Raw genomic sequence first — 14455 nt, forward strand, 5'->3', positions numbered from 1 at the left:
CATCACGGTTTCCGTCTCCCGGCATCAGGCCCGCGCCCATGCCTTCCCGTGGAGGCATCCTGCAGCAGGATCGCCGCCTTGGCATTGCCGTAACCAGGCAGTCTTTGACGTCTTCTTGATGCCGGTTGCGAACCCCGGCGGACGGCATGTCAGTCTTGGTCCCCGCGCGTCGGGAACTCGTCGCAGACGCGTCAGGAAACGGGGAGGGACCGTGACGGAGAGGGAACCGGTCGAGGGGTACCTGGAGGGGTACGCCGAGATCCTGACGGGCGTGTGCGAGACCCGCCGCAGGCTCACCCTGGAGGAGCGCTCGGCCCTCCGCGCCCTCGGAGAACGGGCCGCCGAAGCAGGCATCGGGCTGCGGGACCTCATCCGGGCTCACCTCTCCGCCGCGCAGCGGGTACGCCCCGGGCTGCCGAGGGCAGCCGCCGACCACCTCCTGTCCGCCGTGGAACAGGCCGTCGACGCCTTCGCCGAGGGGCACGAGCGGGCACAGCACCTGGCGATGCGCCAGGAGGAGGCCGCCCGGCGGGAATTCATCGACGACCTGCTGTACGGCCGCAGCGACCTCGGCAGGCTGGCCGAGCGCGCCGAACGCTTCGGACTGCTCCTGTCCCACGCCCACGCCGTGGCCGTCGCCCAGGGACCGGAACCCTACAGCGACGGCTACGCGGTCACCCGTGCCGTCGAGTCCTCGCTCGTCGCCCGCTTCGGCAACCGCCGCATCCTGCTCACCACCAAGGAGGGCCGGCTGATCTGCGTCGCCCCCGCCGACGAACCCGACGTGCTCACCCACTTCGCCAAACAGGCGTACGCCGCCACGGACGGCGGCCAGGTGGCGATCGGGCGCGCGCACCCGGGAGCGGGCGGCGTCGTCCACTCCTACGAGGAAGCCCTCAACGCGCTGGACCTCGCCGCTCGCATGAACCTCGACGAGCCGGTCCTGCGCGCCGCCGACCTCCTCGTCTACCCGGTCCTCACCCGCGACCGGCAGGCCATGGCCGACCTGGTCCGCACCGTCCTCGGCCCGCTGCAGCAGGCACGAGGAGGCGCGAAGCCCCTCCTGGACACCCTCACGGCGTACTTCGACACCGGCTGCGTCACCGCCCAGGCGGCCCGCCGCCTCAGCCTCAGCGTGCGGGCGATGACGTACCGTCTCGACCGCATCCACCGCCTGACCGGCGCCGACCCCGGCGATCCCGTCCAGCGCTACACGCTCCAAACGGCCGTCGTCGGAGCCAGGCTCCTGGACTGGCCCGACCAGCCCCTGTGATCACGGGGGCTGAGCGAGCAGACTGGGAGGAGGAAGGGGCGCATCAGCCAGGCGTCTGCTCACCGTCTTCGTCAGAGCAGGGCGGTCACCATGAGCCACTCCCCTGACGAGCAGCGGATTCTCGGCGAGATCGAACGGCGTCTGGCTTGCGACGATCCCGCTCTGGCCACCCTGATCGACTCGCTGAACGCGCAGTTCCCCCGGGCGTCGGACGTGTCCGCGGGCGCCCGAGCCGCGCGCCGCAACCCCCGCGTCGTGGCGGCTGCGGCCCTGACCGTCATCGCGCTGCTGGGGCTGATCCTCACCGCCATGCTGGGCAGCCGGTCGGCCCCGGCGACGGGAGAGGACGGGGGACCTGCGGCGCTCCCGCCCCTCGCGGCGGTCTCAGGGGCATACGAAGGCCGCGCTCTCCCGTAGCCGGGAACGGCTTCGGCGCATTCGCGCTCGCGTTCACCGCCGCCGGAGTGGCCTGCGCCCGAGCAAGACGGTGAGATCACCCGTCGGCTCAAGGGGAGACGGTGGTGCGTGCGGGTGGTCATCGGCGTCCCGACCGGGGCGGCCCAGCCAGGATGTCGTAGATGATCACGAGGGCGACAGAACAGCCGACGAGGCCGAGTGCGATGGAGGAGCATGCTTTCAGTACGCCGTTCGGCGCCCCTGCCAGACGTGCCAATCTCCTTCTCACTGACGTCGGTCTCCGGCGGGGCGAGCTCGGCCGGGGAGCGGATCTCGTCGTCCCAGTGCAGGCCCTGGATGCTCAAGGCTTCGCCGACCGGGCGCAGCAGTCCGAGGCGTTCACGGCCGCGCAGGGCGTACTTCACCACCGCGACCTTGTCCGTGCGGCTCAGGGCCTGGCGCAGGAGCGTGTAGGGCTTCGCGGCGACCTCGCCCTTGGGCCTGGCGTAGTTTCTCTGCACTAAGTCAAGCCGAGGCGTGGGCAGTGCTGGAGCTTGCGTAGGGTGCCCGCATGATCGTTCAGTGTTTCCAGATCATCAGCCCGACGAGCGGAGAAGTGGTGAGTGATCATCCAGGGATCCGGGTTGGCGCTGAGTATCCAGTCCTGGAGGTCATCACGCCCGCAGGCCGGGTCCTCCTCCGGAGCCCTGAGCGGCCTGACCTCCTGGTGGAGCGAGACACCCCTGGGCTGTGGGATGCCGCCATGTTCACCGTGGTCAGCAGTCAGGTGCCGGACTGTTGGGTCGCAGGGCTGAAGGATGGCCAGGTGACGCTCGCGCCCAGGGAATGGCAGCGTCCAGGCTTCTGGGAGGACTACTTCGATGGCGAGCCAACTGCCGGCGCTGAATACGAGCGTCTTCGCGCGGAGGTCCTCTCTCAAGCGTGACCTCGGATGGGTGATCATCGCTGACGTTTGCCGGTAGTTGAGCTGGGGCGGGTGGTCGGGATGCCGAGCACGACGGGTGACCGTTGTGTGAGGCGGGCGGCGTCGGCTTGCTTGGTGCGGACGAAAGTCAAGGTCATGTCGATGCCTTCGATCTCGCCGAGCCACTGTTCATCCTCGGCCCGCTTGCGGCGGAGGATCAGGTCCTTCTCGATCTCCGCCAGCCTGGGCAGCATCTTGGGGTTGACCTGCAGCATCGGGCATCGGATGCAGGCGTGCTCATGTTGACAGGGTGATCCGTAGGGGCGAGCACAGTTGCCGAGTTCGACCTTGCGCTTGTCGAAGTGCTCCTCGAACTCCGCCCACTCCTGGGTGGTGGCGTCGGTGTATTCGTCGGCGGGCCGCAGGGTCCGGCGATGGTTCAGGAACTCCTGGTAGTGCTTGACGATGTCCTCGGCGAAAACCGCGACGTAGCCCTGTGTGGTCCGCAGATTCAGGTGTCCGAGTAGGGCCGCGCCGATGTGGATCGGCAGACCGCCGTTGACGATGTCGGTGGCGAAGAGCCGGCGGAAGCCGTGCGGAGTGACTTTAGTCCCGGCGAAGGCGGGGTTTGTCTTGGCGAGTTCTTCGCAGGTGCGGCCGAGCATTTCGAGCACGGTGCTGGGTGACATGACCGCGCGGACGCTGCCCCGGTGACGCTGGAACAGGAACGGCATGGGGCCCAGCCAGATCCTCTCGTGGGGGTCGTAGCGGGTCAGGAGGGGAATGGGCTGGCCGTCGCGGGTCTGGCGGCGGACGATCTGGGCGATGGCGTGGAAGAGCTCGGTGGACATCGGAATGACGCGCTCGCGTTCAGTCTTCGAGGGGGCGACGACCAGGAGGGCGATAACCTCGCCGTTGGAACGCTCGTATTGGCGGATGCTGAGATGGGTGAGCTCGACGAGTTCCTCGACGCGGATGCCACTGTGTCGCAGGACCTCGATGGACGCCCATTCCCAGAACGCCGTGTCCTCGGCGATCGTCACGTGGATCAGCTCGCCGGTGCCGTGGTCGGTGACCCTGACGGTCGGCTCGGCCACGAGCTTCGCCTGGCGCCTGTCCTCCCAGGAATCGGTGCGGCTATAGCGGCGGCCCCCGTGCTCGAAGGATTCCCCCAGCGGGACCGCCCGGGCGAGTTCCAACAGGCTGGCCAGGCGCTCGTAGCGGTCCTCGACGTGCCGGACGAGGACCGGCAACAGGGGTGTCCTTGCGGATCTTGGTCCGGTCGCTCTTCCCGTCCTTTCGCCAGTACTGGATCTCGGCCCGCCACTGGTCATAGAGCTCCTGGCTCAGGTTCAAATCCCGCTGACCTGGGTTGAGCTCCTCGATCAAGGCCCAGAAATGGCCGGCCAGGTGACGGCTGAGCGATTCGAGGGTGTTGTAGTCCGTCTCCGCCTTGCGACGCGTCAGGTAGTCGATCAGCAGCTGTCGGACCGCAGCGTTCTTGACGCCGTAGCGGTCGACGAGTTCCTCAATGCTGCGCTGGCCGTCATAGACGGACGTCCTCAGCGTCGGCGGCGACCCGGGCGGGAAGTGGCCCATCTTGTGCAGAATCTCCCAGGCGCCCAAGGCTGCGAACCGGGTGGTGTCCTTGTTCGCTCCATGGGTGAGCCCCAGGCGCTTGCTCTCCAGCGAGTAGTGCAGCAGAGCCGACGGAGTCAGATGCTCCATCGCGATGCCCTGCGTGGTCAGAACGCAGGCCAGGTCGAACTTCGCCCGGGCCCGGCGGATCGCGGTCAGATGGTGCTGAGCGTCGACGATCTCGAAGAAAGCGTCCAGGTCGGGGTCCTTTTGAAGCAGCCGGAAAGACTCGGGATATGTGGAGAACTTGTTCGCCCGGAACCCGGGGAGCGAGGGCTGGATGATCCGTGCTGCAAACGCCATTCGCAGCGCGGAAGCCAGATCGCTTGGGTCGATGCGGGACCCCGGACGGCCCAGGATGCTGACCCCCGGCGCCTCCTCACGGTTGAACCCGCTGGCCTCCCACCTCTCCTGCCAGGTCTCTCCCGGTAGCGTCTCCAGATGGCCGAAGAGCCTGCGGATGCCGGCCCGGCGCTTGTAGCCGTCGGACTTCACTCGGTGCGTCCAGACGGACCGGGCCAGCTCGCCCAGCTCGGCGATGCTGGCCCTCGACAGGTCACCGAACGGTGCCGGAGGATTCTCCGGCCGCGGGGCCGGTGCCGCTTTCACCGCGGCGTGGGAGAAAGGCGTCGATGGTCCTGATCCGGCTGGGGTTCCTTGAGCCTTATCTTCTGAAGTCCCATCAGGACCGGTATGTCGTGCGGCCTGCAGGGCTGGCGGGCGCTTTGGCGGCTGAACGGCTGGCGGAACACGGGGGCGTTGATGAGTTGATCTTGCTGTTGGATCGGGCGAGGGCGGTGTTCGATCGCAGCAATCCCGACCCCGAGGCCGCTCTGGACTATCTGGTGTCGTGCCGGAACGCGCTGCGGGTTTTCGCTCTGGATTTGCAGCGGCAGATCGCTACCGGCACGACGGCCGAGTTGATGGAGTCCCATCGACAGCATGATCATCAAGGGTTCACGCGCCAGGTGAAGGAACTGAACAGACTGGTCACGGACCGGTTCAGTGGTGACTGGGCGCTGGAGGAAGCTGGTTCGGCTCTGATCGAGGCGGAGCAGTTCTACCGTCTGCAGGTCATAGCCGCCGCGGACAAAGTGCTTGAGCAAGGCGGCGGCAGTCTGAACTTTGACGTGCTGACCGTGAAGGAGTACGACCACGCCGCGGTCCAGGGTGACGTCGAGCTGCTGTCGCAGGTGGGTACGGCACTGGTCGCCGACGTGCCGGCAGTGTGGGTCGAGCCGGCTCAGCTCCTGGAGACAGTGGAGGGCTTCGCCCCGCGCTCGCGGGCGCGCGTGCAGCCTCTCGTGGTCGAGGGCGACGACGAGGATGAGGACGATCCTTTGCAGTGGGCCGAGGATGCACACGCGCATCTACGGGAGCGGCGTCGGCTGCGGGCCGATGAGCTGTTGGCGGCAGACGAGGATGTCGATCTCACGCAGGCGCTGTACGAAGCGGGATGGCCTGCGGCTGCGTCGATCCTCACCGACGTGATGGCGTTGAGTGACGATCCGGGCGAGCCCTATGCGGTCGTGGTGGAGGACGGTTTGCTAGCCGATCCGGAGGCCTCCGTCACCTATCTGCATCCCCTGCGTCTTCGGCGCCAGAATGTGCCTCAGAAGTCCGATGGGGGGTTCGGATGGCTTCTGAACAGGACGCCATCCGTGAGGCGGATGAGGACAGAGCGTTTCAAGCAGCCTTGCTTCTGGGGCGGTTGCGGGCCGCTGGAGTGGCATCGGCCGAGACGACCGGTCCCGTGGCAGCTGCCGCTGCGGCCGCGGCCGCCTGGATCGGACGCCGGGTGATCCGCGTGCACGGGGTGGGCCGGCTGGCTGATGTGCTGGTCTTGGGGTGGGACGGTGAGACGGCACCGGCCGCCAGCCTGGCGCCGGCGCTCCGGATTGGTTTGTCGCCGGTGCCGACCCTGGTGTGGGCGGCGTGCCTGCGCGCGGCGTGGCCGCGGCCTGAGCGCGCGCCGTTTCCGGGCGGGCCGTTCAGGCGGGCCGCCATTGTGGCGTTGTGTTCTCAACTGGGCGCGGACCGCGAAGCGGTGGAGCGGGCACTCGAGCGGACCTTGCCGGAGGCCAGCCTGATCTCCGTGGACGGAGACGAACTGCGGCTGGGGGCAGCCGTTGCGGCGTTTCCTGCTGTGGTGGTGGAGGGCCTGCGTCGCGGACACCATTTGCTGCCGGCTCCCAGGGCGGATGAGCAGGCGAGCGGGGAGCCGGATTCGGCGGTGCCGCCGCATGAGGTCCGGGCCGATGCCGAAACGGCGCTTGAGATGTCCGACGGATATGTGGTGCGGTCAGTGATCGCCACACGGAGACGGCTCGTCGGCCGGTGCCCCGGGGTGAGCTGCCGATGCTGGCTGATCCGGCGATACGGGCCGCGGTGGATCAGGCCTTGCTGCCGTGCGGGCGGCAACTGCTGCAGACGGCGGAGGGCAACTGGGTCACCGGGTTTTGCGACCCGCTCGCCGACGCCCTGGCGGCCGAGGAGGTCGGGACCCTCGCCGCGGTGGACCGGGCCGTGCTGGCCCTGGTCCTCCTGCACACGGTGGCAATCCCGAGAGCTCGGGGGCGGCACCGGCACAGCCGTTGGACGGGGGAAGCCCACACCGTCACCCTGGCGGAGCTCGCCTCCAAGCGGCGGATCTCCAAGGCCGCGATGAGGACGGCGCTGCGCAGGCCGCGGGCGGCGGGCATGGTCGCGGAGACCACCACGGGCCGTTACCTGCCCGGCCCCGCGCTGGAGCGCATGAGCGAGGTCCGCAGCAACCTGCTCTGGGAGGACCTGATCCTGGTCGGTCGGCCCGGCGGGCAGCTGGCCGCCGCCATCCGCCGGCGGCGTGGCCTCGAAGTCCCGGCGCCTCGCGGGGAGTTGCTCGAAATCCCGACAGAGACGGACCGCATGTGAGTCAGCAGATCCCTAGTGCACGTGGCAAGCGGGGAGTGATCGGCACCCGTCAGCTGGTCGCTGTCCAGACATTCTCCATTGCCCGTCTGACCTCCCACCCCGTGGCGATCGTCCCCGGCACATTCGTCGCGGTGACCGGGCGGGGGCCGAAGGACTCCAATGAGTCGGGAAAGACCAGCTTCCTGTCTGCCCTGGCCCTCTTGCTGGGGGACCCGGAATGGCGCATGACGGGCGGTGGCTCCGTGCATGCACCCAAGCTGCTGTTCGAGCCCGTCACCGCCGGGGCATCGCCAGAGGTGAACGAGGCCGCCTCGATCGGCTATGGGGTGGGCGTCTTCGCCGAACCCGAGGATCCGCTGGGCAGCGCACACACCGTGTGGCTGCAGGTATCGGCCAAGTCACCGCACATCGAGGTACGGCACAAGGAAGGGGTGCACCTTCTGCTCGGCGGAGACGATCGCACCCAGCACGAGCTGGCTCCGGGGTTCTTCCGCGCCCTCGGTGGTAAACCCCTGGGGGCCACGGACTACGCGGAGGTCCTCTACGGCCGCGCCCCGCGTCTGCTGGCCTACATCATCAGCCGCGGCGGCATGCGGTCGCGGCCTTCTTTGCTGAAGCTGGATGCGGGCACCTTCACGCCCGTGCAGATCGGGGAGGCGCTGCTCGATCTCACCGGCAAGGCCGGCATGCTCGCCACGGACGTACAGGCCCGCAAGGATCTGGCTAAGGGCTGTCCCGTAACTGCGGGAGCGTGAGGGCCTGCCCCGGCTTCGCGAACATCAGAGGAAGAGAAGCTCGACATCTTTGACGACGCAGACCCGCAGAACGACCGTCAGCTGTTGAGCCGCGTCGATGTGTGTCCGAGGGACGTCGACCTCATGCCGCCACTGGTCGACCATCGCCTCGAGCCGGGGCAGGAGCGCAGCGCATTCAATGAGGTTCTTCGGCGGTGCCGCTCCGGGGTGGGTACGGCTGCGCGGGGTGGTCACCTGGGCCTTGTTGCCGCTTGGCCTGGAGGACAGGTTGGTGTAGGAGGGTGGAAGCCTTGGCGGCGACGGGGCCCTTCGGGCGGGCGTAGCGGCGCGGGAGTCGCCGCTGCCTCCGTCGATGAACGCCATGACCTCAATGTGGCGTGGGGTGCAGGCGGCCGGGGTCCGTAGAGCTCGTAATGGGGGTGACCTTGGAAGATCCCTGCGCAACTGCCGGCAGCGAGGCGACGCGCGTCACCATGCCGTCCAGGCAGTTGCCACCATGCTCAACCTCGCCATGGCACGGTGAACCGGCAGGTCAGGCGCCGCTCCATCCTGCGGCGATGCTTCCCGGAGCTGTGTCCTCAGGTCGAAGGCAGGGCCCCACCCGCTGGTGCCTTCCGCTGCCTCACCGTTGGATGCTGTGCGAAGCGGCGCCCGGAACGAGGGAGGGCCGATCCCGATGGAATACCCGGGATCATAGAGAGCATCCGGGGGCGACAGGTTCGACCGGGCGGAGGATAGGTTCGCGGGTGGGGCGAGTACACGACCGGCGGGGAGATGATGACGCAGCACCTGGGGCCGCTGGAACGGTTCGGTGACCGATGGGTCGTCGGGGACCCGAAGCGGAAGGAGGGCTCCTGTCTGGTCTTCACCCCGCGAGGTGTCGAGCATCTTCTGCGGGGAGTACCGCAGGCCCGGAATGTCGTCGCGTGGGACAGGTTCAGGCACCTGGAGTTGCGGGCCGTCATGCGGCCATGGATGGCCACCCGCGCAGGCGGGGTCGTCGTCGGGCTCGGCGGCGGCTACCTGGACGGTGGCCGAAGCGGCTGCTCTGTTACAGGTCTTCTTCATTCCTACGAGTCCTGGTCGGTGGACTACACCCACCACGAGCGGACGTACACGAGCATGCACATGGCGCTCGCGTGTGATCTCTTCGCGAAGACGTCCGAGGCCAAGGCCCTGCACCGACTCGGCGACCCCGAGTGGCTGGACGCGGTCGTCGCCCGCCTGGCGCCGACTCCCAGGTGGACCCCCCTTCCAGGCCGGCGTGTGAGCGAGGTCATCGAACTTCTCGGCACCTGACCCACCCCCGACGCCCCAGCTCTCTCGGCGCTTCTCCCCCGCACCGTGTCACCCATGGTTCTGGTGGTCTCAGGCCGTGTCCCGTCCGGCGTCACGTGGCATACCGTGCGAGCTCCGTGCCGCATCGAGGGCCGCGTTTCGTCCGGTCCGAGGCTCGGACCTCCTACGCCGAGTGGAGCACTAGGGTACGCAGAACACGACATGCCCGCACAACCATTCGCCTCTCGAACAAGTCTCCGTCACGTAAGTGACGAACTGGCGTCCAGAACATGAGCACCCGATGCAACGGCAGGCGTGTTCCCGGCGCCTGACGGATGGACACGGATGAGATTCACCAAGCTCCTGACGGGAGCGCTGGCCGGCGGCATGGCGCTGTTCGGGCTCCCCGCGACAACGGCGACGGCAGCGGACGCGTGGAATCCCGCGCCGCCGACCATGACGATGGCCTCGTGGAACCTGTGCATCGCCGGTGGCAAGAGAGGGGAAGATTCCTTCTGCCCCTCCCGCCTCACGACGACTGAGACCGCTGAGAAGGTCGACCAGATCGTCGCGCTGATCAGGGAACGGAACCTGGACGCCGTCGTTCTTCAGGAGGCGTGCGGCGTGCCGGAGGGATTCGTTCCGACGCCGGGGGCCCCCGCCTCCGACCAGAAGCGGCTGATGACGAAGCTTCAGAACGCGGACGGTACAACGGACTGGAGCTTCTACTTCACACCTCTCACGCGGGGCGATGATGCCCTTGACCCGGTCGAGGACATGGGCAGTCACTGCCAGGGGGATGCTTATGGCAAGGGAGGCTCGGGCAAGGTCGGCAATCTGATCGCTGTCAAGGGGGAGATCAGCGCAGCTGATCAGATCAACGGCGTCCCTGTGACGACCAAGGACAAGCTGAGACTTCCGGTCCAGTGTGTGGCGGTCGAAGGGAAGTCCATCGGTGTGTGCAACACGCACATCATCGCGAAGACCTACGCGGAGGACTCCCGGGTTCAGGGGCAGATCAAGAACGTCAGGGACTTCGTCCAGGGCTTCCGCGCGCGTCATCAGCTTCAGTTCATCGCTCTGGGGGGGGTGACTTCAACCGTTCCATCGCGCAGACCGCAGTCATACCCGACGCGAACGGGAAGCTGGTCGAACAGCAGGTCCTGAAGCCCCTGACCGAGATTTTCGAGAACTGTATCGACGGCACCACCCATCACGGCTGGTACGACACCGGCGAGGATGCCTGGCACGAGTACGACCACATCTTCGTCACCCGGCGGGACGAGGGCAGCGCGTTCTCTTCGTGCGACATCGACATGAGCCGCCTGGACACCTCACCGAACGAGCCGAACGTGTCGACGAACGGCTACTCCGACCACGCCCCGGTGATCGCGCGTCTGGGCGGCGAGCGTACGCCCGGCGACCTGAGCGGTGACGGCAAGCCCGACCTCGTCGCCATCGACACGGCGGGGAGGCTGCGTCTCTACCACGGTGACGGAAAGGGCGGCACAGCCCCGTACCTGGGTAACGGTGTCGCGGCCAACTACGAGGAGATCGGAGACCGCGGCTGGCTCGGTGCATCCGTCAGCCACCGCGGGGACTTCACCCGTGACGGCCTGGAAGACGTCGTGGCGCGCGTCGGCACCCAGCTGCGCGTCTACCCGAGCCGATTCTCCGGCGCCCGTCTCGCGCCTCCCACCGTCGTCGCCGACAACCTCCGACGAACGCCCAGGTCGTCACCGCCGGCGACATGAACAACGACGGCGACGCGGACATCGTCGTCTCCGCCGACGGCAAGCTGTGGCTGTACGAGAACGACTCGAACGCGGCCGTCCTGCCGGCCGTGATGCCCCGAGTCGAGATCGGCAACGGCGGCTGGTCGCCCATGACCATCACCGCACCCGGCGACCTGGACAAGGACGGTCACCCCGACCTGCTCGTCCGTGACACGCGGGACGGACTCCTCTACCGCTACAACGGAAGCGCCATGTTCGGCACCCGGACCCCGATCGGTTCCGGGTACACCACGACCAGCCGGCCGCTGATCGCCGGCGCCGCCGACGCCGACCGCGACGGCTCCGCCGACATGTGGACGACCACCGGCACCGGAACCCTCACCTTCTACGGCAACCCTGCCGGGGGCGCCAACACCGTGGTCGGCGCCAGTGGCTGGGGCACCATCACGCCATCAGCTGACCCATTCCCTCGAGCCCCGGTTTTTCCGACCGAAGGGTCGAAGCAGGCCCCGCCACATCAACGACACCGTTGGCGAAACCGGCCCGTCGAGTTCTGCTCGGCGGGCCGGAAGGCTGTCCGACCCTCGCCCCCACCCTGAACAGCGCCGTTCATGGACCGGCGCCGGCCGCCTGGCGCACTCGATCGTGGTGCTTGTGCCCGCGAAGCCGATCAGACGGGACTCGATCGCCAAACGCCTGCGCCAGCGGGCCCCTGTCTTGCAGACTGCTATCCCTCGTACGTCCGCCGAGAAGAGACTCTTCCGCACGACCCCCACCGACCGTGGCCCCCGCATGCTGCACCCCGGAAGACCAGTAACCGCTGTCCCTCCTCCTGCACAACGCCCAACGCGTAGGCCGGGCGAGGCGCGCAGCGCTGTCACGGCCGGCTGCGCTTCCTGGGCCCACCTGCCCTCACGGGCGTAGGAGGCGCCCAGGCACGCCGCCCCTCATGAGGGCGGGTAGGCGGCGTACTTCAGGCGCCGTGCGAGATGGGCGGTGTTCGCAGCGAGCGTCTTGGTCGTGGCCGCCGTCTTCTCCGGGGTCTTGTCGAGGTCCTGGTAGTCGGTAGCCTGCATGGCCTCGCCGACCCAGTACGTGACGGCGTTGGCGGGGAGGGTGAAGCCGCAGTCGTTGAGGCCTTGGAACAGCTCGGCGCTGACGTGGTGCGCGCCGTCCTCGTTACCGACCACGCAGACCGCGGCGACCTTGCCGTAGGTGAGCATCCGGCCCTTGTCGTCGCTCTCGCCGATCTCCGCGTTCAGTCGCTCCATCACACGCTGCACGACGCTGGAGGGGTGCCCCAGCCAGATCGGCGTCGACAGAATCAGGATGTCCGTGCCGAGAATCGTCTCGCGGATGTCCGGCCAGGCATCTCCGCCGCCGAGGTCAACGGCGACACCGGTACGGACGTCGTGATCGGCGATGCGGATCACCTTGCCGCTCACACCGTGCTCGGCAAGCGCCTCCATGGTCTGCTCGGCCAGAAGCTGCGAGCTGGACTCCTTCGGCGACGGAGAGAGAGTACAGACGAGGGCGACAGCCCGCAGCGGAGTGGTCTCTTTGGCTTCCATGCCGGACGCCTACCCCGGCGAACGCATTGCGATCCGATGTCTCGATATGTGGCGCGCGCGGCGACCGAGAGGCATCTCAGGGAGCCGGCTCTCTCTCCCAGCCGGGTGCCCGGGGCCGTAGTCGCTCAGGAACCTCCCGTTCACCCACCCAGCGAGCCGCCATCCTCCCTGCGGGGCGGTGGTCGCGGGCGGCGGTCGAGTCGCTGCAGGCCGGCGCCGCACGGGCCGCGATGAACGAGGAGCCGATCTCCGGCGGGCGGCGGGCGGCGAGCTGAGCCCATTCGTCGTCACCGCGCGTACCCCCTTCGCCATCTGGACTACCACCGGCTCGTAGCACTCGTCGGCTGATCAAGGCTGCCAAGCCTTACGGTGTGCCCGCTGCCTGCCTGACGCTCCCTCCGAGCGCTGCTCCCCTGGGGCGAACCCTCAGCCACGGAAGCCGGCGCGGTCTGTGGCCCGAATCCGGCGCGGCCACCCCGCGTGGGCTTCTCGGCAACGGGCAGACGTCCGACCGGAGGTGGCATATGCCCGACTGGGGCACGCTGTGGAAGAGCGTCCGGACACCCGTGGCAGAGGCTGTGGGCTTCGTGCAGCGCGGGCTGCGCCGCACCGGCAGCGAGCGGGATGATCTGGTCCTTGGGCTGAAGACCGCGCTGGCCGCCACTGCGGCCTGGGTGCTGGCCCGTCATCTGCTGCCTCCCGCCGTCTCCACTTTCGCCCCGTTCACCGCGCTGGTGGCAGTGCAGGCGACGGTCTACCGGTCGCTGAGGGACTGCGCGCAGTACATGGGCGCGATGGCGGTCGGCGCCGCTCTGGCGGCGTCGCTGGCTGCGGCGGCAGGTATCCACGGCTGGTCCTTCGGTCTGCTGACGCTCCTGGCATTGGCCGTGGGCCGGTTCCGGCCGCTGGGGGCGCACGGTACGCAGGTCGCCATCGTCGGCTTCTTCGCCTACTCCTCCGGACAGGGCCAGATCGATTACATCGGCTACCTGATCGCCTCTGTGGTGCTCGGCGCCGTCTGCGGTATCGCCGCGCACCTCGTCCTTGCGCCCGCACGGCACACCCGGCACCGCCAGGAAGCGGTTGCCGATCTCATCACGGGCATCGAGGAGCGTATGGGCGATCTTGCCGACACGTTCGATGTACGGGAGCCCGATGCGGACGAGGTCCATGAGCTGCGGGAGGCATGGCGGCACCTGTCCTCGGACGCCGACCGGATCCGGTACGCGATCGACGATGAGGCGGAGAACAGCCGTCTCAACCCGCGTCCCAGCATCGCCGACTCTGCCGGCGCCCTGATCCGCGCCCGTACCGCGCTCGATGTCGCGCAGCGCTGCCAGGACCACCTCCGCTCAGTGAGCCGCAGTCTCGACTTCGCCGTCAGCAGCGGCGAACTCCTCTCGCTGCCGGCATCCTTCCGGTCCGCATACGCCACCCTGTTGCGGGCCGCGGCGACAGCGCTGCACCACATCGGCCGACAGGACCATGCCGACCTGCGGGATTTCGAGACAGCGCTCGAGCAGGCCGTCATCGAACTCGAGGAGGTCCGCCGGCAGGTACTGATCGAGCAGGACGGCCGGTCTGGGCAGACCGCGGTGCAGGGCACCTTGCTGACCGACGGCGGTCGCCTGGTGGAAGAACTGCGACACCACAACTGACGGGCCACCGGGTTCGTGGCGACATCGGCGGCGCTTGCTCCACGATCAGGCGCTGCAGCTCTCACTCGGCGAGCAGCTCAAGGGACAGCCCTCCCCCGCACCCACTACGCCGGATTCGGCAAGGGCAAGGTGCGGTGCTGAGCGGTATGGAACTCGGCGACCGGCCCGGCGGCACTTGCACCGAAGCCTTTCCCCGGCCGCCCTTTCGGTCCCCTCCAGGCTCACCAGTCGGGAGCCTGGAGGGACTGCGACCAGCGCTGCGGGAGGGCAGGTTCGGGTGCCTCGTCTGCTGCGTAGAGGCGCGCGGCGCCC

15 protein-coding genes and 2 pseudogenes are annotated in these 14455 nt (G+C 68.3%); 12 read left to right on the forward strand and 5 right to left on the reverse strand.

Annotation, left to right across the window (positions count from 1 at the left end; all coding sequences use genetic code 11):
• The first annotated feature begins 211 nt into the window (after window positions 1-211).
• The gene (locus OG392_RS00305; RefSeq protein WP_329274145.1) at window positions 212-1273 is read left to right on the forward strand and encodes a PucR family transcriptional regulator; all 1062 of its coding nucleotides are present in this window, start codon (window positions 212-214) and stop codon (window positions 1271-1273) included.
• A gap of 90 nt (window positions 1274-1363) precedes the next feature.
• Window positions 1364-1690, forward strand: a complete 327-nt coding sequence (locus OG392_RS00310; RefSeq protein ID WP_329274147.1) for a DUF3040 domain-containing protein — start codon at window positions 1364-1366, stop codon at window positions 1688-1690.
• Between the two features lie 266 nt (window positions 1691-1956).
• Here OG392_RS00310 and OG392_RS00315 read toward each other — a convergent pair.
• Window positions 1957-2190 (reverse strand): annotated as a pseudogene (locus OG392_RS00315) (Ku protein); the annotation flags it as partial.
• Between the two features lie 50 nt (window positions 2191-2240).
• Between OG392_RS00315 and OG392_RS00320 the strand changes: the two are divergent.
• Window positions 2241-2615 (forward strand): hypothetical protein, encoded by a 375-nt coding sequence (locus tag OG392_RS00320; RefSeq protein ID WP_329274149.1) that lies wholly within the window; start codon window positions 2241-2243, stop codon window positions 2613-2615.
• Between the two features lie 14 nt (window positions 2616-2629).
• Here OG392_RS00320 and OG392_RS00325 read toward each other — a convergent pair whose 3' ends face one another.
• Window positions 2630-3847: a tyrosine-type recombinase/integrase gene (locus OG392_RS00325; RefSeq protein ID WP_329274151.1), complete on the reverse strand. Its 1218-nt coding sequence runs from the start codon at window positions 3845-3847 to the stop codon at window positions 2630-2632.
• Window positions 3732-4841 carry a hypothetical protein gene (locus OG392_RS00330; protein WP_329274153.1) on the reverse strand — a complete coding sequence of 370 codons (1110 nt, stop codon included), beginning with the start codon at window positions 4839-4841 and terminating at the stop codon, window positions 3732-3734. The genes OG392_RS00325 and OG392_RS00330 overlap by 116 nt, the downstream gene beginning before the upstream one ends.
• A gap of 23 nt (window positions 4842-4864) precedes the next feature.
• Between OG392_RS00330 and OG392_RS00335 the strand changes: the two genes are divergently transcribed.
• The 3 genes from OG392_RS00335 to OG392_RS00345 all read left to right on the forward strand — a co-directional run bounded on the left by OG392_RS00335 (window position 4865) and on the right by OG392_RS00345 (window position 7900).
• A complete protein-coding gene (locus OG392_RS00335) occupies window positions 4865-6034 on the forward strand; it encodes a hypothetical protein (protein ID WP_329274155.1) in 1170 nt (389 codons plus the stop codon).
• 556 nt (window positions 6035-6590) lie between these two features.
• Window positions 6591-7145, forward strand: a complete 555-nt coding sequence (locus OG392_RS00340; RefSeq protein WP_329274158.1) for a hypothetical protein — start codon at window positions 6591-6593, stop codon at window positions 7143-7145.
• Window positions 7142-7900 (forward strand): hypothetical protein, encoded by a 759-nt coding sequence (locus OG392_RS00345; RefSeq protein ID WP_329274161.1) that lies wholly within the window; start codon window positions 7142-7144, stop codon window positions 7898-7900. The genes OG392_RS00340 and OG392_RS00345 overlap by 4 nt, the downstream gene beginning before the upstream one ends.
• A 24-nt stretch (window positions 7901-7924) precedes the next feature.
• On the opposite strand, the gene OG392_RS00350 is transcribed toward OG392_RS00345, so the two are convergent.
• Window positions 7925-8263 (reverse strand): hypothetical protein, encoded by a 339-nt coding sequence (locus tag OG392_RS00350; protein WP_329274164.1) that lies wholly within the window; start codon window positions 8261-8263, stop codon window positions 7925-7927.
• Between the two features lie 73 nt (window positions 8264-8336).
• Here OG392_RS00350 and OG392_RS37445 point away from each other — a divergent pair.
• From OG392_RS37445 to OG392_RS00370, 5 genes and pseudogenes are all read left to right on the forward strand, one after another.
• Window positions 8337-8423, forward strand: a pseudogene (locus tag OG392_RS37445) (IS5/IS1182 family transposase); the annotation flags it as partial.
• A 254-nt stretch (window positions 8424-8677) separates the two neighbouring features.
• Window positions 8678-9199: a hypothetical protein gene (locus tag OG392_RS00355; protein ID WP_329274168.1), complete on the forward strand. Its 522-nt coding sequence runs from the start codon at window positions 8678-8680 to the stop codon at window positions 9197-9199.
• A gap of 324 nt (window positions 9200-9523) precedes the next feature.
• Entirely contained in the window at window positions 9524-10345 is an 822-nt protein-coding gene (locus OG392_RS00360; RefSeq protein WP_329274171.1) for a hypothetical protein, read from the forward strand.
• A 149-nt stretch (window positions 10346-10494) separates the two neighbouring features.
• Entirely contained in the window at window positions 10495-10932 is a 438-nt protein-coding gene (locus tag OG392_RS00365; protein ID WP_329274174.1) for an FG-GAP repeat domain-containing protein, read from the forward strand.
• Complete coding sequence (locus OG392_RS00370) at window positions 10929-11513, forward strand: FG-GAP repeat domain-containing protein (protein WP_329274177.1); 585 nt, start codon at window positions 10929-10931, stop codon at window positions 11511-11513. The genes OG392_RS00365 and OG392_RS00370 overlap by 4 nt, the downstream gene beginning before the upstream one ends.
• A gap of 348 nt (window positions 11514-11861) precedes the next feature.
• On the opposite strand, the gene OG392_RS00375 is transcribed toward OG392_RS00370, so the two are convergent.
• Complete coding sequence (locus tag OG392_RS00375) at window positions 11862-12485, reverse strand: flavodoxin family protein (RefSeq protein ID WP_329274179.1); 624 nt, start codon at window positions 12483-12485, stop codon at window positions 11862-11864.
• A 524-nt stretch (window positions 12486-13009) separates the two neighbouring features.
• Between OG392_RS00375 and OG392_RS00380 the strand changes: the two genes are divergently transcribed.
• A complete protein-coding gene (locus OG392_RS00380) occupies window positions 13010-14143 on the forward strand; it encodes an aromatic acid exporter family protein (protein ID WP_329274181.1) in 1134 nt (377 codons plus the stop codon).
• The last annotated feature ends 312 nt before the right edge of the window (window positions 14144-14455 follow it).

The organism is Streptomyces sp. NBC_00691, from assembly GCF_036226665.1.
Classification (GTDB): Bacteria; Actinomycetota; Actinomycetes; order Streptomycetales; family Streptomycetaceae; genus Streptomyces.

What these genes read in the sequence shown, in the direction of transcription:
- OG392_RS00310 (WP_329274147.1), top strand. Translation starts at nt 1,364, where the DNA reads ATGAGCCACTCCCCTGACGAGCAGCGGATTCTCGGCGAGATCGAACGG.
- OG392_RS00320 (WP_329274149.1), top strand. Translation starts at nt 2,241, where the DNA reads ATGATCGTTCAGTGTTTCCAGATCATCAGCCCGACGAGCGGAGAAGTG.
- OG392_RS00335 (WP_329274155.1), top strand. Translation starts at nt 4,865, where the DNA reads ATGGTCCTGATCCGGCTGGGGTTCCTTGAGCCTTATCTTCTGAAGTCC.
- OG392_RS00340 (WP_329274158.1), top strand. Translation starts at nt 6,591, where the DNA reads ATGCTGGCTGATCCGGCGATACGGGCCGCGGTGGATCAGGCCTTGCTG.
- OG392_RS00350 (WP_329274164.1), bottom strand. Translation starts at nt 8,263, where the DNA reads ATGGCGTTCATCGACGGAGGCAGCGGCGACTCCCGCGCCGCTACGCCC.
- OG392_RS00355 (WP_329274168.1), top strand. Translation starts at nt 8,678, where the DNA reads ATGACGCAGCACCTGGGGCCGCTGGAACGGTTCGGTGACCGATGGGTC.
- OG392_RS00360 (WP_329274171.1), top strand. Translation starts at nt 9,524, where the DNA reads ATGAGATTCACCAAGCTCCTGACGGGAGCGCTGGCCGGCGGCATGGCG.
- OG392_RS00365 (WP_329274174.1), top strand. Translation starts at nt 10,495, where the DNA reads ATGAGCCGCCTGGACACCTCACCGAACGAGCCGAACGTGTCGACGAAC.
- OG392_RS00370 (WP_329274177.1), top strand. Translation starts at nt 10,929, where the DNA reads ATGAACAACGACGGCGACGCGGACATCGTCGTCTCCGCCGACGGCAAG.
- OG392_RS00375 (WP_329274179.1), bottom strand. Translation starts at nt 12,485, where the DNA reads ATGGAAGCCAAAGAGACCACTCCGCTGCGGGCTGTCGCCCTCGTCTGT.
- OG392_RS00380 (WP_329274181.1), top strand. Translation starts at nt 13,010, where the DNA reads ATGCCCGACTGGGGCACGCTGTGGAAGAGCGTCCGGACACCCGTGGCA.